The organism is Hyphobacterium sp. SN044, assembly GCF_021864465.1.
Lineage (GTDB): Bacteria > Pseudomonadota > Alphaproteobacteria > Caulobacterales > Maricaulaceae > Hyphobacterium.
Map to the genome: position 1 here is coordinate 145,782 of NZ_JAKKUV010000003.1, position 16,907 is coordinate 162,688.

Genomic DNA, 16,907 nt, shown 5'->3' on the forward strand with positions numbered 1-16,907 from the left:
AATTGTTCTAGAAGCCGAGTCCTGAAATCCAAGCAAAGTGAGTGATGATGACCGGCCCCCGCATCCTTCTGACCAATGACGACGGCATCCGCGCGCGGGGCCTGCAATCGCTGGAAAAGATCGCGCGGGCGATTTCCGACGACATCTGGATCGTTGCGCCGCACGAGGAACAGTCCGGCGCGAGCCGGGCGCTGACGCTGCACGAACCGCTGCGCGTGCGGAAACACGAAGACCGGCGTTATTCGATCACCGGCACGCCGACCGATTGCGTCCTGATGGGGGTGCAGGACCTGATCCCGGGCAAGCGGCCGGACCTGGTCCTGTCGGGCGTCAATCGCGGCGCGAACATCGCCGAGGACGTGACGTTTTCCGGCACGGTGGCCGGGGCGATGCAGGGCATGCAGCTGGGGATCAAGTCGATCGCGTTTTCGCAGGCCTATGCCTGGATGGCGGACAGTCCGATCCATTGGGAAACGGCCGAGACCTTCGGGGCGCCGATCCTGAAAAAGCTGCTGCAGCAGAGTTGGGGCGACCATGTCCTCCTCAACGTCAATTTCCCGGACCGCACGCCGGAGCATGTGAAAGAAGTCGAGGTCACCCGTCAGGGCCGCCGCAATCAGGAAGTCGTCCACGCCGACAAGCGGACCGACCCGCGCGGCGTCGACTATTACTGGATCGGTTTCCGCGGCCTGCCGCAGGAGCCCGAAGAGGGCGACGATCTGCATGCGGTGATGGAAGGGCGGATCTCGATCACGCCGCTGCATGTCGACCTGACGCATATGGAAACGCATCATCGCCTGAAGGGCGTCCTCGGCGGCGCCCCGCCGAAGGAGTAAAGATGCTGCCCGATCCCCGCGTCATTCAGCTGGTCATGACGCTTCGCGGCGCCGGGATTTCCGATTCCCGCGTGCTGGCGGCGATCGAGCGCACGCCGCGCGACCTGTTCGTGCCGCAGGGCTTCGCCGATCACGCCTATGACAACCGGGCGCTGCCGATCGATTGCGGGCAGACGATCAGCCAGCCTTTCGTGGTCGCCGCGATGACCCAGGCGCTTGAGGTCGATGACCGCTGCAAGGTGCTGGAGATCGGCACCGGGTCCGGTTACCAGGCCGCCGTGCTCGCCCGGCTGGCGCGCCGGGTCTACACGGTGGAACGCTATCGCACGCTGTCGAAGACCGCCGAGGCGCGCTTCGCGGAGGTGAAGCTGACCAATGTCGTGACCAAGGTGGCGGACGGGAATGAAGGCTGGCCGGAACAGGCGCCCTTCGACCGGATCATCGTCACCGCCGCGGCGCCGGTGAAGCCGGACTTACTGCTGGACCAGCTGAAGGTCGGCGGGATCGCCGTCGCGCCTGTCGACAAGGGCGAGGGGCTGCAGGCGCTGATGCGCTATGAGCGCACCCATGAGGGCATCGAGGAAGAGGCGTTGTTCGACGTCCGCTTCGTGCCGCTGATCAAGGGCGTTGCCCGGGCGCTCTGATTTCCCCGGCGTTTCGCCTCTAAATCGCCGTACGGGCGAATATCACTAACCGCCGGTTAAGGCTTGCGCGCTTTCCTGTGCGGTGAGTGTGCCTGGAGGGTTTCCGCCGGTGGTTCGCGTGCGCGCATTTTCGGTTCTGACGATCGCCGCTTCGACGGTGCTGGCGGCCTGCGCCAATACCGGGCCGCGAGAGCCTGCGCGTGTCGACTACCGCAGCCCGTCGGGCGGGCCGTCGCGTACCGTATCCACGGGAGCAAGCTGTGCGCCGGGCGGAACCTATACGGTCCAGAGCGGGGATACGCTGTCGCAGATTGCCGAGCGTTGCCGGGTCGAGACCCGCGCGCTGGCGCAGGCCAACGGGCTGAACCCGCCTTACCCGATCCGCGCCGGCCAGGAATTGCGCATGCCGCAGCCGCGTCTGCACACCGTGCAGCGGGGCGAGAATCTCTACCGGATCGGTCTGCGCTACGGCATCGACTACCGGGAGATCGCGTCGATCAACAACATCTACCCGCCGTTCGAGATCGAGGTGGGACAGGAATTGGTGCTGCCGAACGAGGCGGCCTCGACCACGATGGCGTCGAACTCGCCTCCGCCGCGCCAGGCCACGACGACCCCGCCGCCGCGGCAGACGACGACCCCGCCGCCGCGTCAGACCGCTACGACGCCTCCGCCGCAAACCACGACCACGCCACCGCCCGCTGCGAACGCCGCGGTGCGCTTCCAGTGGCCGCTGGAGGGCGAAATCATCTCCGGTTTCGGCGAGACGGACGGCCGCCGCAATGACGGCATCAATATCCGCGCCAATGAGGGCGATTCGGTCCGGGCCGCTGCGGCGGGCACGGTCGTCTATGCCGGCAACGAACTTCAGGGTTATGGCGAGTTGATCCTGATCCGGCACGAGGGCGGATTCGTGACCGCCTATGCCAACAATTCCCGCCTGCGCGTGCGCGAAGGCGAAGCGGTCGAGGCAGGCCAGATCATTGCCGAGGCCGGCTCGACCGGGTCGGTCGATTCCCCGCAACTGCATTTCGAGATCCGGCGCGGCGTGACGCCCGAAGACCCGATGCGGCATTTGCCGAGAAACTGACAGCCCGGCCTTGTTGCAAGCCCGGCGCGCCCCGATATAGTCCCGCGACCTTTCAAAGACCCGCTCTTTAACGCGAGGACCCCCAATGTTTGAGAACATCGCCTATGCCGCCAGCGCCGCTGGCGCCGGAGCCGAAGGCGGACTGGGTTATCTGCTGATCCAGATCTTCCCGTTCATCCTGCTTTTTGCTGTCCTGTACTTCGTGATGATCCGCCCGCAGCAGAAGCGGATGAAGGAACACCGCGAGCTGATCGCCAGCGTGAAGCGCGGCGACCAGATCGTTACGTCGGGTGGCCTGATCGGCAAGGTGACGAAGGTTGAAGAAACCGAAGTCACGGTCGAATTCGCCAAGGACGTCCAGGTCCAGGTGGTGAAGTCGACGATCGCGGAAGTCCGCGGCCGCACGGCGCCGAAGCCGGCCAATGATTCCGGATCGAACGGCGACAAGCCTGCTCCGCGCACGCGGCGCAAGGCGAAGGACAATTCGACCGTCTCCGGAAACTAGACCAGACAGGGGCCGGGGGCCGCCATGCTGTATTTCTCGCCGTGGAAAATCTTCCTCATCCTGGCAGTCGTGCTGCTCGGGATTCTGTTCTCGACGCCGAACCTCGTTCCCGCGAATGAGCGTTTCGAGGTCCGCAACGGGGAAGTGACGTCCGAGCCGCGTGGCATCTGGGCCTTCCCCCTTGTTCCGCATAACAGCGTCAATCTCGGCCTCGATTTGCGCGGCGGTGCCCACCTCGTCTTCGAGGTCGATCTCGAAGAGGTGAAGGAAGACCGCCTGATCAACCTCGCCGAGGAAGCCAGCGTTGCGCTGCGCCAGGCGCCGGTGATCAATGTGCGCCGTCCGTCGGTCGTTGGTGAGGAAGTCGTCGTCCGGGTGGCCCGCGCCGAGGACTTGGACGCGGCCTGGGACCGCCTGCAGGATCTGTCGCAGCCCGTCGGCAACAATGCGCTCGCCCAACAGGGCGGCTTCGGTGCGCAGACCGTGGCCTTCACGCGTGATGACGCCGAGCGGATCATCCGCCTGACGATCACGCCGGAAGCGCTGGACGAGATCCAGACGAGAACCGTGACGCAGTCGATCGAAGTGATCCGCCGCCGGATCGACGAAACCGGCCTGACCGAGCCGACGATCGCCCGCCAGGGCGACAATCGCGTTCTGGTCCAGGTGCCGGGCGAGGCCAATCCGCAGCGTATCATCGACCTGGTGAACACCACCGCGCGGATGACCTTCCACCTCGTGGACTCGACGGTCTCGATCGACGCCAGCGGACAGGGCCGGACCCCGCCGGGCGTGGTGATCTATCCCACCGAGCGGCCGGGCGAACCCTGGCTTGCGATCCAGCGGCGCGCGATGGTCGATGGCGAGAACCTGACCAATGCCTCGGCCACGGCCCAGAACGGCCAGCCGGTGGTTCAGTTCCAGTTCGATACCGCTGGCGCGACGGCCTTTGGCCGGGCGACCAGCCAGAATGTCGGCCGCCGCTTTGCGATCGTGCTCGACGACATGATCATTTCGGCTCCGACGATCCGCAGCCCGATTCTGGGCGGTTCGGGCGTCATCGAAGGCGGCTTCACCTATGAGAGCGCCAACGATCTCGCCATCCTCCTGAATGCCGGTGCGCTGCCCGCCAGCCTGACGCCGGTGGAACAGCGCACGGTGACCGCCGGACTTGGTCAGGACCAGATCCGCGCCGGCACGCTGGCGGTGATCGTCGGCTTCGCGGCTGTCATCATCTTCATGCTGGCGGCCTATGGCGTGTTCGGCATCTTCTCCAATATCGCGCTTCTGGTGAACGTGACCCTGATCCTCGGTGCGCTGTCGGGGCTGCAGGCCTCGCTGACCCTGCCGGGCATTGCGGGCATCATTCTGACGATCGGCATGGCGGTCGACGCCAACGTGCTGATCTATGAGCGAATCCGGGAAGAGGCGCGCGCCGGACGAAGTCCGGCCAATGCGATCGAGACGGGATATTCCCGCGCGCTGAGCGCCATTCTCGACGCCAATATCACCACCTTCATCGCCGCCGCCGTGCTGTTCATGCTCGGTGCGGGTCCGGTCCGCGGCTTCGCCGTGACGCTGGGTATCGGCATCATCACCTCGGTCTTCACCGCCTTCCTGCTGTCGCGCTTTCTGGTCGCGATGTGGTTCAAGGCGTTCAAGCCGCAGAAACTCGGATTCTAGGAGCGGGACATGGCCTTCGGACTTGTCAGCCTCATCCCGAACGACGCCGGTATCCCCTTCATCCGGGGCCGTGTGATCGCCTTCGCTTTCTCGGTGCTGATGATCATCGGGTCGCTGACGGCCTACGCGGTCAACGGGATCAATTTCGGCATCGATTTCACCGGCGGTATCCAGATGGAAATCGATACCGACGGTCCGGCCGATCTCGCGCAGATCCGTGAAATCGCCGGCAGTCTCGATCTCGGTGCGGCGGACGTTCAGGGCTTTGGCGAAGCCGACAAGGTTCTGATCCGCCTTCAGGCGCTGGAAGGCGAGGGACTCGACGTCGAAGCGGCGCAGCAGCAGGCGCGCCAGACGCTTCAGACCGCGCTCGAGGAGCAGATTCCGGGCGTCACCGTGCTGGCTGCCGACGTGCTCGGCGCGAAGGTATCGGGCGAGCTTCAGATCGCCGGTCTGACGGCCGTGCTGGTCGCACTCGGTTTGATGCTGATCTACATCTGGTTCCGTTTCGAATGGCAGTATTCGGTTGGCGCGGTGCTGGCGCTGGTGCACGACGTGATCATCACGATCGGCCTGTTCGCCGTGACGCAGATGGAATTCAACCTGTCGACTGTCGCGGCCATCCTGACGATCGTCGGTTACTCGATGAACGACACCGTCGTCGTCTATGACCGGATCCGCGAGAACCTCCGGAAGTTCAAGAAGAAGGAGATCGGCGAGGTCCTGAACCTGTCGATCAACGACACGCTGTCGCGGACGATCCTGACCTCGTTCACCACGCTGGTGGCGCTGTTCGCCCTGTTCGCGATCGGAGGGCCGACGCTGCAGGGCTTCTCCGCGGCGATGATTTTCGGCATCGTGGTCGGCACGTATTCGTCGATCTTCGTCGCCGCGCCGATCCTGATGATCACCAAGGTCAATCGCGACTCTTCCGAAGACTGAGTGTGACACTCGGATATCGCTGCTAACATCCCTCCCTGCTGCTGAGTCGGGGAGGGATGACATGGCTGCGCTTCTTTCAAATCTTCGCAATACGGTGATCGTGTCTCTGGTGCTCGCGGCGGCGTTCTTCGTCGCTTACGGCATCACGGGCGCTTACGAATTCGGTGGCGGCTTCTGGCAGGCGCTGGCGCGCTGGACCCACGTGGTCGCCGGCATCATGTGGATCGGTCTGCTCTGGTATTTCAACTTCGTGCAGATCCCGACCATGCCGAAAATTCCGGACGAGCTGAAACCGGCAATCGGCAAGCATATCGCGCCGGCGGCGCTGTTCTGGTTCCGCTGGGGCGCGGCCTTCACCGTGCTGACCGGGATCCTCGTCGCCTTCCTGCGCGGCTATCTGGTCGAGGCGCTCAGCTTCGGTCTGCTCGCGCCGTCCTATGCGCCCTACTATTCCTTCCTGGGGATCGGTATGTGGCTGGCGCTGATCATGGCGTTCAATGTCTGGTTCATCATCTGGCCGAACCAGAAGGTCGCGCTGGGCCTGGTCGAGGCCGAGGCGGATGCCAAGCCGAAGGCGGCCCGCACGGCGATGCTGTTCTCGCGCACCAACACGCTGTTGTCGCTGCCGATGCTGGTCACGATGGCCGGGGCGCAGACGCTGTTCGGCTAGACCGACAAAGCCGGAATCAAAAACCCCTCGGCTTTCGGGCCGAGGGGTTTTTTCATGTCTGCTTTGCGGGGCGATCAGACCTTTTTCAGGTTCTCCGCGGCGAAGTCCCAGTTCACCAGGTGATCAAGATAGGCCGCGATGAAGTCGGGGCGCTTGTTCTGGTAATCCAGATAATAGGCGTGCTCCCACACATCGAGCGTCAGCAGCGGCGTCACGCCGGCCTCGGTCAACGGGGTGTGCGCGTTCGGGGTCTTGCGGATTTCCAGCTTGCCGCCCTTGGCGACGAGCCAGGCCCAACCGGAGCCGAACTGGCCGGCCGCGGCGTCGGAGAAGGCCTTGCGGAAGCCGTCATAACCATTCTCGAAGCAGCTCTCGATGCGGTCGGCAATATCGCCGGACGGCTTGCCGCCGCCCTTCGGCGTCATCGAATTCCAGAAGAAGGTGTGGTTCCAGACCTGCGCGGCGTTGTTGAACACGCCGGTCTTCGACGGGTCGTTCTCAGTCGCCTGAATGATCTCTTCCAGCGACTTGTCCGCCAGTTCAGTGCCTTCGATCGCGGCGTTGAGCTTGTCGACATAGGCCGCATGGTGCTTTCCGTAGTGGAAATCGAAGGTCTGCGCCGACATATGCGGCTCAAGGGCGTCTTTCGCGTAGGGCAGGTCGGGGAGTTTGAATGCCATGTCGAACAGTCTCCGTTGTCCGGTCTTCTTGAGGTATCAACGCGTGCCGAAACGCCCGCGTCCCGGCAGGCGATATGGGGTCGCGATTACCTGTGTCCAGTGAAGACAACGCATCCGAAGGCAATGAGTTTCGCGCGAGCGACGGCGAACTGGCGGCACTTTTTGCGCCGGAGGCCGTCCGCGCGGCATTGATCGGGCTTTATCGCTGGCATGAGGAAATCGCAGCCCTGCCATTGCGGATCACCGAACCGATGATCGGCGCGATGCGGATCGAGTGGCATCGCGAGGCTGTCGAGGCGCTGTTCGCGGACCCGGTCATCGTCCGCCGCAATCCGGTGATCGAAGGCCTGTCCCTGGCGGTCCACCATGCCGGAGGACCGCAGCAGGAAGAGCTGAACGCCATCCTCGATGCGCATGGCGCGGATTTCGAGGGACGGCGGTTCGAATCCCTTGCGGACGTTACCGATCATGCAGCCGCCGCTGACGGGCGGATCGCGCGGATCGCGGCGCGCATGCTGGACCCTGGAAACTTCCATCCTGGTGCGGCGTCAGCGGGTTTGCTTTGCGGGAGGGTGCGTCTGCTTCGCCAATTCCCGGTGCGCGCCGGCCGCCAGCTGGCCGTCATTCCTGATGATGCGTTGAGCGAGGCCGGACTGAATGCTGCGCGGCTCGCAACTGGCCGTGAAGCCGATGCGGCGCGCGCCGCACTGGAGCCGGTCTATCTTGCCGCGCACGAAGCCCTCATTGCCGCCCGGGCCGATATGCGTGGTCTGCCGGTCGCCCAGTTTCCTGCGCTCCTGCCGGCGGCGCTGGCGGCGCAATGCCTGAAGCATGTGCGGCGCCAGCGCGATCCCTACCGGCCCTCCGGAGAGCCCGGGCCGATGGCGCGGCAAGTCCGGTTGATCTGGGCCAGCCTGACGGGCCGGATCTGACGTCTCCGATTTCCTCCGGGAACGGAATCGCGGAGCTGCCCGTTACGTCCCTGTGACACCCGGAAAGGGAGGTCGTCATGGACTTCAATGCGCGCGAGTACTCTTTGGGACCGCTGTTCGGCGAAGCCGGAGAGCCCGATCCGCCGCCCTTTCCGGAGAAGCCCGTGCCGACCGAGCCGACGGTCGAACCGCCAAAGCCGGCCCCCGACATCCTGCCGCCGAAGGATCCACCCGGCCGCAATCCGGGCCGCGAAGTGGATTATCCCAGCCCCGACCTGCCGAAACGTCCCGAGGTCATTCCGCCCGCGCGGTGATTACTCCGCCGCGAGCCGATCCGTCCCCAGCCAGACCTGAAGATCGCTGAGCGCGCGCGCTGACATGGCGCGCTTGCGGGCGACGGACTTGTCCTTGCCGCGCAGCCGCTTGCCGTCCTCGGTCTTCAGCGGCGTGTCGATATCCGGGAAGAGGCCGAAATTCACATTCATCGGCTGGAAGGTCGCCTTGCCGGACAAATGACCGCCGGTGACGTGTTCGATCAGTGCGCCGAACGCCGTCGTGGCCGGGGGCGCGCTCAGCGTCTCGCCCTTGCGCTCGGCCGCGGCCAGCCGCCCGGCCATCAGGCCCATCGCGGCCGATTCCACATAGCCTTCGACGCCCGTGACCTGTCCGGCAAAGCGCCAGGCCGGATTGGCCTTCATGCGCAACTGCTTGTCGAGCAGGCGCGGCGAGTTGATGAAGGTGTTGCGGTGGATGCCGCCAAGGCGGGCGAATTCTGCATTCTCCAGCCCCGGGATCATCCGGAAAATCTCTGCCTGCGCTCCGTATTTCAGCTTGGTCTGGAAGCCGACCATGTTGAACAGCGTGCCAAGCGCATTGTCCTGACGCAGCTGGACGACGGCCCAGGGCTTCACATCCGGATTGTGTTTGTTGGTCAGGCCGCGCGGCTTCATCGGGCCATGACGCAGCGTTTCCCGGCCGCGTTCCGCCATCACCTCGATCGGCAGGCAGGCCTCGAAATAGGGCGTGTCCTTTTCCCAGTCCTTGAACTCGGTCTTGGGGGCGGCCATCAGCGCGTCGATGAAGGCTTCGTACTGGGCCTTGTCCATCGGGCAGTTGATGTAGGCGGCCTTGTCGGCCTCGGTCTCGCCCTTGTCGTAGCGCGACTGCATCCACGCCACCTCCATGTCGATGCTCTCGCGGTGGATGATCGGCGCGATGGCGTCAAAGAAGGCGAGGCTGTCTTCTCCCGTGAGGTCGAGGATGGCCTGCGACAGGGCGGGCGAGGTGAGGGGGCCGGTCGCGATGATGACGCTGTCCCACTCCGCGGGGGGCAGGCCGGCGACTTCGCCGCGTTCGATCGTGACCTTCGGGTGGTTCTTCAGCGTTTCAGTCACCGCGTCGGAAAAGGCCACGCGGTCGACGGCGAGCGCGCCGCCGGCGGGCACCTGGTGCTTGTCACCCATCGCCATGATGATGGAGTTGCAGCGCCGCATCTCCTCGTGCAGCAGGCCGACCGCGTTGGTCTCCGCGTCATCGGAACGGAAGGAGTTCGAGCAGACGAGTTCGGCGAGTCCATCGGTCAGGTGGGCCTCGGTGCCGCGCACCGGACGCATTTCGTGGATCACGACGGGCAGGCCGGCCTCGGCGATCTGCCAGGCGGCTTCGGAGCCGGCCATGCCGCCCCCGACGATATGAATGGGTTGTGTCATGCCGGGCGATATACGCGCGACGCCGGATCGCGTGAAGGGGTGGACGGCGCGTGCCGTCATATCGGCTTCACTTGCGCCGCCAAGCAATTGCAACGCATGATGGTCTTCGGATTCAGGGGGAGGCGCGTTCATGGTTCGGTTCTGGCTCATCGCAGCATTTGTGGTTGTGGCGCCTGTGGCGGAGGCCCAGTCCCCCGAACAGGTTGCGTCGATTGATGCGGCGATTGTAGAGGCGGATCGCCAAGCCGACCGGCGTCGCTGGAACAATGCCGAAGAGGCGCTGCGCGGCGCGCGGGCGACCTATCAGGCGCTGGGCGGCGAATACCCGTTGATCGAGGCGCGGATCGAGACCGCCTGGTCGGACTATTACCGCGACCGGGAGCGCTGGGCCGATGCCGTCGCCCACGCCGTGCTGGCCTTCGAACTGACACAGGAGGGCGGCGGCGATGCCGAGGCGATCGGCAATGCGGCCTACGATCTCGGCTATGTCGCTTATCGCAGCGGCGCGAACCGGCAGGCCGAACGGGCGTTCCAGATCGCGGTCGAGCAATACCGCACCGCGCTGCCCGCGGATTCCTCGCGGCGCTGGCGCGCCAATGGCTGGCTCGAACTCGCGCGCTCGGCGATCATTCTCTATCGCGGCGACGTCAATGAAGACTCCCAGCAGCTGAACAACTACCGCTTCCTCAACATGACGGCGGTCGCGGATCCGGACCTTGCCGGCTGGCTGCCGCTTGATGGCTGGGCCGAGCGCATGTCGATCGGCATTCCGTTCACCGCGCATGCCAACGAGATCGACGGCTTCGTCGTCCTGCGCCTGCAGTTCCGGGACGATGGCCGCCCGACCAATCTGGAGATCCTGTCGAGCTATCCCGGCGACGTGTTTGACGATTCCGTCCTGACCGGCGTGGGCAATGGCCGCGCCGACATGTCGGTCGCCGTTCCCGGCACGACCTATGCCGTGATCGTCACCTTCGTTCAGGAGTAGGGCCATGAAACTCGTCGCCGCCGCATTTCTCGCGCTCGCGCTTGCGGCCCCTGTCGCAGCGCAAGGTCTGCCCTCCAGCGTATCGGAGCCCTACCGGGCGTATCAGGCCGCCATGGAGGCGGGTGACGAGGCCGCGGCGCTAGAACCAGCCCATCAGGCCTGGCAGGCGGCCGAAGATGCGGGCATCGATGCGGAGACGACCGGGCTTCTGGCCGACAATTACGCCGCCCTCGCCAGTGCAGCAGGGCAGCACGAACAGGCCGCCGCCGCCTTCGCCCGGTCGGCGGAAATCCTCGCCGACACCGAAGGCGGGACGCTTATCACTGCCGAGACGTGGCGGTTGGCCGCAATGGCGGCGTATCAGGCCGGAGAGGAGAGCACGACCGAACGGTATGCGAGCCGCGCCATCGATATTCTGAGCGCGCTGCCCGCCAGCCGTGAGGTTTCCGCCGCGATCTTCCAGACCGAGACTATCCTGGCCTACCGGCAATTCGACCGGAGCAATATGCGTGCGGCCGGTCGCCATGCCGAACGCGCCATCACCGCCTTGCTCGAGGTCGGGCCGGTCGCGAACATGGATGCCGCCAATATCGCCTTCTTCGCCGGAATCGCGAATGCCAGTGACTACGATCACGAGGAAGCCGCCTTCTATTTCACGATTGCCAGCTACATCTACGGGGCCACGAGCGGCGATGCCGAGACACGCCAGATCGCAGAGGCGTGGGCCTATTATTCGCGCACGACGATTGACGAGGACGACCGGCTGGAACTGGTGCGTCGCCTCGACGCCAGTGGCTATCGCCCTGTCGAATGCGACGATGAGGATGCCGGTTGCGGTGCCGGGGAAACCGGATTGCCGGACTACCCAGAAGGTACGGTCGTCGAGGATGCCTCACCGATACATCGCCGGGAAGTGACCTATCCGTCCCAACTCCTCAGTGCCGGGTATGAAGGCATCGTCCTGATCCGATTTGCGGTCGAGGAAGACGGCGATGTGGATGACATCCAGGTGCTCTATTCGGTTCCGCACCCGGCCTTCGGCGAGGCGGCAGAGCGTGCCGTAAGGCACTGGCGGTACAACCCGCTGCGTGTGGATGGCGTGGCGACACGCCGCGAAGGCGTCGTGACCCAGTTCATCTTCCAGATTACGGAATGATCTCCGCCCTGATCACTTCTGCCGCCCTGTCGGTTGCGGTTCAGTCTGAGCCGGGATGCAGAGATTCCGCACGGGATGCGGCATTTGCGTTCTCGCGTGGCGATGATGCTGCGGCCACCGAATTGCTCGATCGCGAAGCCTGCCACGGCAATGCGGCGGTCGATGCGATGCGAGCGGTGGCGGCGTGGCGGCAGGGCGATTTCGGGGAGGCGGCGGCGCTTGCCGAAGGTGTCGTTATCACCCGGGCCCGAGCCGGTTGCGCGCGGACGCGCGAGGTCGCGCGTCTCGCCTTTATCGCCGGGGCGTCATATCTCGCGGAAGATGAGGAGGCGCTGAGCCGCTATCATTTCTGGGTGGCGCACCGCGTCTCGGATTCAGGCGGCGGACTGACGCGGAATGAACGCGACGTCGCGGAGCATTTTTCCGAGGATATCGGGACGTATCGGTCGGATCATCGAAGGATGATGGACGGTGGATTTCTGGATCCGCTTCCAACTCCCGGCAGCGCTTGCGCAGGCTTTCCCTCGGTGCAGCTCTCCCCAGCTCCGCCGCGAGACGGCGTCCTGTTCCTGGTGGTCGAACTCGGGACCAATGGTGCGGGCCGGGTATCGCGTGTCGAGGAGATGTTCTCCTTTCCCGATGCGCCGCCGCAGGCGTTGATCGATTCGATTGAAGGGCGGCTGGCGTTCGACTCCCGGACTCGTCAGCAGGTGGCCCTTGTCCTGAACCCGTGTGCCGACCAGTTGACGTGGTTCGACCGCGAGCCGGTCTGCCTGCCGGGATATCAACCGGAGGATGGCCAGAGGGAGGCTGAGGCCGAGTGACGCCTTCGCCGCATTGCCGTGACCGCCGGGCCGGGCTATCTCGGCGCGCATGATGCAGACCATCCTGTTCACCCTGGCCGTCTGGCGCGGCGCGCTGACACGGCTTCCGAGCCTGTTGCTGACGGCGGGCGTCGTGCTCGTTCCGGCCGCCCTCGTGGCCGTACCGTTCGCCCTGACGGGGCATGATTTCGGGCCGGAAGCGAACAACCCCTGGGGGGTCTGGTTCGGTTGGCTGGCCCTGCTGATCGCGCTGATCATCCCGGCATCGTCCGCTTTGCTGCGGCAGGGCGCGGGCGCCGGAAGCCGTGAATGGTTCGGGCTGGAGTTCGGGCAGGACGAGCGGAACCTGGCGCTGTCGATGGCGCTGGTCTGCGTGCTCGCCTTCACCGTGATCGGTGTCGCGCTGCTCCTGTTCGTGGCCTTCATGGCGGCGCTCGCGCTGGCGTCGCGCGCTGCTGCCAATGCGCCGGATATCGCCGTCGAGGCGGCGGAACACGCGCCCGAGATCGGGGCCTATTTCGGCATGACCGAATGGGTGGCGGTTTGGATCGCCAGCGCGGCCTTTGCGCTGTTTTCGATCTGGTTCGTCACGCGTTTGCTGGTTGCCTTTCCCGAGACGATCCGGCTTGGCCGGGTGCAGGCGATGGCGTCACTCGCCCTGTCGCGCGGCCGGATGTTCGGCGTCACGCTGAGTGGCGGCGTATTCGCGCTGGCCGCTTCGGGCATGGTGTCGGCGCTGCGGCTGATCCCGCACGGCGACGGTATCGCCGGGATGGCGGTGCTGTTCGGCACGTGCTGGGCCGGCCTGGTCCTCGTCATGGCCCTTTTGACGGCTTTCCTGACCGCTCTGGACGACACGCTCCTCCCGGAACACGCGCCGGGGGAGGGAACGTAGCGCGCCTTCCGCCCGTTATCCGCTTGCCAAGCGAAGATCGGGTCATGTCCACAACAATGGCGCAAACATCCCGGCCCAGCCGTCTGGCCGACCTGTTCGACCAGGCTGCCGAGGCCAGCCCCTCCGACCGGGTCGCGGTCGGGGATGTGCTCGATTCCCTTGCGCACCGCTCCTACGGGCCGCTCCTGCTGCTGCCGGCGCTGATCTCTGTCCTGCCGGGAGTCGGGGCGCTGCCGGGCGTGACCTGGACCACGGCGGCGCTGTGCCTGTTCATCTCGATCCAGTTCCTGTTCCAGCGGCGCTCACTCTGGTTGCCGGGCGGTCTGCGGAAGCTGCACGTCTCGCAATCCGCCTTCGAGAATGGCGTGCATGCCGCGCGTCCGTGGCTGAGGCGGCTGGACGGCTTTACCCACCCGCGCTTTCGCCTCGTCCTGAAGCCGCCGGCGCCGGTCTTCATCGCGCTGATGTGCGTCGCGCTATCGCTCGCGATGTTTGTCTATTCGCTTGTCCCGGGCGGGGTCGTGATCCCGGCGGCGGCGCTGATCCTGATCGCGATCGGACTGACGACACATGACGGGATATTCGTGATCACCGGGACGGTGACCGGCAGCGCTGCCGTCAGCGCCACCGGCTGGCTGATCGCCCGGGTCGCGTCGCATATCGGCTGACCCCGCCCGGGACGGATTCCGGTCGATTCCCCCCTGACGCCGCAGCGGAATGACGGCATCATTGCGCCATGGCCATGTCATGGAGGGACACATGCCGACGCCGAACGCACAATCCTACGATTTCGGAAGCGCATTGCTGCACTTCTTCAAGGTGTTCGGACGCAGGCCGGGCGGAACGCTCTGGGTCGCGTTGTGGAACGGGCTGCTCTACATCGCGCTCGTCTCGCTGGTGATCTGGTCGCTCTGGCCGTTCTACGCACAGCTCATCTCCATGGCGATGGAACAGAGAGAGCCCGAGTTCGAGGACGTCTTCGCGATGATGATGTCGATCTCCGGCGGTGTGCTCCTCGCCATGATCGGAGGCATCGTCGTGGCGCTGATGGCGCAGGGGGCCTGGTTGCGCCTTCTGGCCCGGGATGAAGTCGCGCCGATGATCCCGCTCCGGTTCGGAGGTGACGAATTCCGCCTGCTCGGCGTGAATGTCGTCCTCCTCATCCTGGGGTCCGTGCTCTACATGGTGGCGGTGGGCGTGGTGGCCGGCGTCGTTGTCGCGGCGGCGGCGGCGAATGACAGTGGCGGCGGTGCGGCCGCCGTGGCCGGCGGGCTCGCCGGTTTCGCCCTCATCGTGGTCTTCATCGCGGTTTTCGTCTTCCTGGCGATCAAGTTCGCGCCGGCACCGGGATTGACGGTCCTCGATCGCCGATTCCGCCTGTTCGACGCCTGGCCGGCCACGCAGCGCGTCTTCTGGTGGGCGCTCCTGACCTATGTCGTCATGGCGCTGATGATCCTGGCGATGGCGATGGTTCTCGGCTCGATCGCGCAGATGCTGTTCCTGCCGGCCATATTCCCGGTAATCGGCGAATTCGCCTCCTATACCCAGACCCATGCCGGCGACCCGTCACCGGATGAGGCGTTCGCGATGCTGTGGTCGGGCCTGACCCATCCCGTTGCCATTACCTTCATCGCGCTCGGCACGGTCGTGTCGCTGGTTCTGCAGACGCTCTACGAAGGGATGTGGCACTCCATCGGTGCTTATCTCGCCCGACGCTATCGCGGTCTCGAAGGTGCGGCCGGCGAACCTTCCCCGCCCGCCGCGCCGACCCCGCCGCCAACCCCGGTTTCTCCCGCGGCAAATACGGGTGACGCGGGTGGCGATTCAGGGTCTTCTCCGCACTGATCGGGAATGAGGGGAAGGGACATGAACGCACCGAAACTCGACAGCGGCGCCGCGCTCGGATTCTTCTGGGACGTGTTCAAGGCCCGGCCGACGACCTTCATTGGTCTCGGCGTGTGGACGGCGCTGGTCTTTGCCGCTGTCGGCATCGCGCAGGTTCATGTCTCGGCCGACGAGATGGCCGCCCTGGAAGCCGCCGATCCGGAGGATGTGTCGGCCGTGTTTTCGAGCATGGGCGCCTATCTGGGGGCGATTGCGCCTGTGATGCTGGTCAGCTTTGCCGTCGCCGTTCTGATCGAATCCGCCTGGCTGCGCCTGTTCATGCGCGGTGAGGGCAATCCGGTTCTGCCGTTCCGGTTCGGCGCGGAAGAAGGCAGTTACCTGCTGACCTTCCTTTTGCTCGCGCTGGTCACCTTCGTCGTCTATCTCGCCGGCCTGATCGTGATGCTGGTCTTCACCTTCGTCTTCGCCCTTGGCGGAGCGGCGCTCGGGTCGGTCGGCCTGTTCCTCGGCTCGATGGTCGCGCTCGCCATCCTGATCTTCGTACTCGTGCGGCTGTCGCCCGCGCTGGCGTTCGCCATCAGCCGCAAGCGCGTGTCGCTGGGACTGGCCTGGCGCGGGACGAAGATCATGTTCTGGCCGCTGCTGGGCTGTTACGTGCTCGCCTTCCTGATCTCTATGGTGATCTTCACCGTCACGATGATCGTGTTCCTGTTCCTGCCGTTCGACATGTCGGGTCTCGACGCGTCGCGGCAGGCGGTGGGATGGGAAACCCTGATCCTTCCCTTCCTTTTGCTCAACGCCGCCAATCTGATCCCGCAGGCGCTGTTCCGCGGCATCGCCTGCAAGGCGGCGCTGACGATCGAGGAGGCGAATGCGGCTCCGCCGGCGCCGCCGCAAACGGTCGGCACCGTCTAGCGCGGCGAGACTGATCAACGCCCCGGCAGCAGGTCCTCGAGGAAGAAGGCGGACAATTCGGTGCGGCCGGTCAGGCCCGCCTTGCGGTAGAGCGCGCGGGATTGTTCGCGGACGGTGCGTTCGCTGGTGCCGCGCAGCGCCGCGATTTCCGCGTGGCTGAAACCCTTCATCAGGAAGAGGCCGATCTCGGTCTCGGCCGGCGTGAAGCCCCAGCGGTCGAACTGGCCGGTGATGGCTGCTCCGAGGCCCCGGACAAGGGTCCGGTTCTCGTCCTGCCATCGTAACGCCTCGGCCCGCGCGGCGGCGAGGTCGGTCCGCGTGCGCTGGAAATTGACCAGCAGGGCGAAGGCACCGATGGCCGCCGAGACCAGAGCGACCGATTCCAGGACGAGGTGCAGCCAACCCACGCCTTCGCCGCCATCGGTCACCAGATCGGTGGCAATGAAGATTGCGATCAGCGCGAACAGCACGCCTCCGGCGCGCGTCGTCCAGCGTGAACGGTCTTCCTGCATTGCCCATCCTCCCTTGAAACGGCCGGTTACGTCATATGACAGATGGCGCCCGCGCGCCTGCGGCATGACGTTCCAGCCCAC

General features: G+C 65.4%; 19 protein-coding genes. 16 read left to right on the plus strand and 3 right to left on the minus strand.

Annotation, left to right across the window (positions count from 1 at the left end; all coding sequences use genetic code 11):
• Positions 1 to 47 precede the first annotated feature (47 nt).
• From surE to L5876_RS06005, 7 genes are all read left to right on the plus strand, one after another.
• Positions 48 to 836, plus strand: a complete 789-nt coding sequence (gene surE, locus L5876_RS05975; RefSeq protein WP_369281016.1) for a 5'/3'-nucleotidase SurE — start codon at positions 48 to 50, stop codon at positions 834 to 836.
• 2 nt (positions 837 to 838) lie between these two features.
• Positions 839 to 1,480, plus strand: coding sequence for a protein-L-isoaspartate(D-aspartate) O-methyltransferase (locus L5876_RS05980; RefSeq protein WP_236955226.1), 642 nt, complete (start codon positions 839 to 841; stop codon positions 1,478 to 1,480).
• Between the two features lie 118 nt (positions 1,481 to 1,598).
• The gene (locus L5876_RS05985) at positions 1,599 to 2,570 is read left to right on the plus strand and encodes a peptidoglycan DD-metalloendopeptidase family protein (RefSeq protein ID WP_236955227.1); all 972 of its coding nucleotides are present in this window, start codon (positions 1,599 to 1,601) and stop codon (positions 2,568 to 2,570) included.
• A gap of 85 nt (positions 2,571 to 2,655) precedes the next feature.
• Entirely contained in the window at positions 2,656 to 3,075 is a 420-nt protein-coding gene (gene yajC, locus L5876_RS05990; RefSeq protein ID WP_236955228.1) for a preprotein translocase subunit YajC, read from the plus strand.
• Positions 3,076 to 3,099: 24 nt separating this feature from the next.
• The gene (gene secD / locus L5876_RS05995) at positions 3,100 to 4,758 is read left to right on the plus strand and encodes a protein translocase subunit SecD (protein WP_236955230.1); all 1,659 of its coding nucleotides are present in this window, start codon (positions 3,100 to 3,102) and stop codon (positions 4,756 to 4,758) included.
• Positions 4,759 to 4,767: 9 nt separating this feature from the next.
• Positions 4,768 to 5,700, plus strand: a complete 933-nt coding sequence (gene secF, locus L5876_RS06000; protein ID WP_236955232.1) for a protein translocase subunit SecF — start codon at positions 4,768 to 4,770, stop codon at positions 5,698 to 5,700.
• Positions 5,701 to 5,761: 61 nt separating this feature from the next.
• Positions 5,762 to 6,370 (plus strand): urate hydroxylase PuuD, encoded by a 609-nt coding sequence (locus L5876_RS06005; protein ID WP_236955233.1) that lies wholly within the window; start codon positions 5,762 to 5,764, stop codon positions 6,368 to 6,370.
• Positions 6,371 to 6,444: 74 nt separating this feature from the next.
• Here the strand turns inward: L5876_RS06005 and L5876_RS06010 are convergent, their stop codons facing one another.
• Complete coding sequence (locus L5876_RS06010; protein WP_236955234.1) at positions 6,445 to 7,050, minus strand: superoxide dismutase; 606 nt, start codon at positions 7,048 to 7,050, stop codon at positions 6,445 to 6,447.
• A 92-nt stretch (positions 7,051 to 7,142) separates the two neighbouring features.
• Here L5876_RS06010 and L5876_RS06015 point away from each other — a divergent pair, with 92 nt between their 5' ends.
• Entirely contained in the window at positions 7,143 to 7,982 is an 840-nt protein-coding gene (locus L5876_RS06015) for a squalene/phytoene synthase family protein (RefSeq protein WP_236955235.1), read from the plus strand.
• Positions 7,983 to 8,059: 77 nt separating this feature from the next.
• A complete protein-coding gene (locus tag L5876_RS06020; protein WP_236955236.1) occupies positions 8,060 to 8,296 on the plus strand; it encodes a hypothetical protein in 237 nt (78 codons plus the stop codon).
• Here the strand turns inward: L5876_RS06020 and trmFO are convergent, their stop codons facing one another.
• On the minus strand, positions 8,297 to 9,691 hold the full coding sequence (gene trmFO, locus L5876_RS06025; RefSeq protein ID WP_369281017.1) for a methylenetetrahydrofolate--tRNA-(uracil(54)-C(5))-methyltransferase (FADH(2)-oxidizing) TrmFO: 1,395 nt from the start codon (positions 9,689 to 9,691) through the stop codon (positions 8,297 to 8,299).
• 130 nt (positions 9,692 to 9,821) lie between these two features.
• Here trmFO and L5876_RS06030 point away from each other — a divergent pair, with 130 nt between their 5' ends.
• The 7 genes from L5876_RS06030 (at position 9,822) to L5876_RS06060 (ending at position 16,314) form a co-directional block, all read left to right on the plus strand.
• The gene (locus L5876_RS06030) at positions 9,822 to 10,679 is read left to right on the plus strand and encodes a hypothetical protein (RefSeq protein WP_236955238.1); all 858 of its coding nucleotides are present in this window, start codon (positions 9,822 to 9,824) and stop codon (positions 10,677 to 10,679) included.
• A gap of 4 nt (positions 10,680 to 10,683) precedes the next feature.
• Positions 10,684 to 11,835 carry an energy transducer TonB gene (locus tag L5876_RS06035; protein WP_236955240.1) on the plus strand — a complete coding sequence of 384 codons (1,152 nt, stop codon included), beginning with the start codon at positions 10,684 to 10,686 and terminating at the stop codon, positions 11,833 to 11,835.
• Positions 11,832 to 12,659: a hypothetical protein gene (locus L5876_RS06040; RefSeq protein ID WP_236955242.1), complete on the plus strand. Its 828-nt coding sequence runs from the start codon at positions 11,832 to 11,834 to the stop codon at positions 12,657 to 12,659. The genes L5876_RS06035 and L5876_RS06040 overlap by 4 nt, the downstream gene beginning before the upstream one ends.
• A gap of 49 nt (positions 12,660 to 12,708) precedes the next feature.
• A complete protein-coding gene (locus L5876_RS06045; protein ID WP_236955243.1) occupies positions 12,709 to 13,554 on the plus strand; it encodes a hypothetical protein in 846 nt (281 codons plus the stop codon).
• A gap of 44 nt (positions 13,555 to 13,598) precedes the next feature.
• Positions 13,599 to 14,222, plus strand: a complete 624-nt coding sequence (locus L5876_RS06050; protein ID WP_236955244.1) for an exopolysaccharide biosynthesis protein — start codon at positions 13,599 to 13,601, stop codon at positions 14,220 to 14,222.
• A 91-nt stretch (positions 14,223 to 14,313) separates the two neighbouring features.
• Positions 14,314 to 15,399 (plus strand): hypothetical protein, encoded by a 1,086-nt coding sequence (locus L5876_RS06055; RefSeq protein WP_236955245.1) that lies wholly within the window; start codon positions 14,314 to 14,316, stop codon positions 15,397 to 15,399.
• 21 nt (positions 15,400 to 15,420) lie between these two features.
• The gene (locus L5876_RS06060) at positions 15,421 to 16,314 is read left to right on the plus strand and encodes a hypothetical protein (RefSeq protein ID WP_236955246.1); all 894 of its coding nucleotides are present in this window, start codon (positions 15,421 to 15,423) and stop codon (positions 16,312 to 16,314) included.
• Positions 16,315 to 16,328: 14 nt separating this feature from the next.
• On the opposite strand, the gene L5876_RS06065 is transcribed toward L5876_RS06060, so the two are convergent.
• Entirely contained in the window at positions 16,329 to 16,826 is a 498-nt protein-coding gene (locus L5876_RS06065) for a helix-turn-helix transcriptional regulator (protein ID WP_236955247.1), read from the minus strand.
• Positions 16,827 to 16,907: the final 81 nt, after the last annotated feature.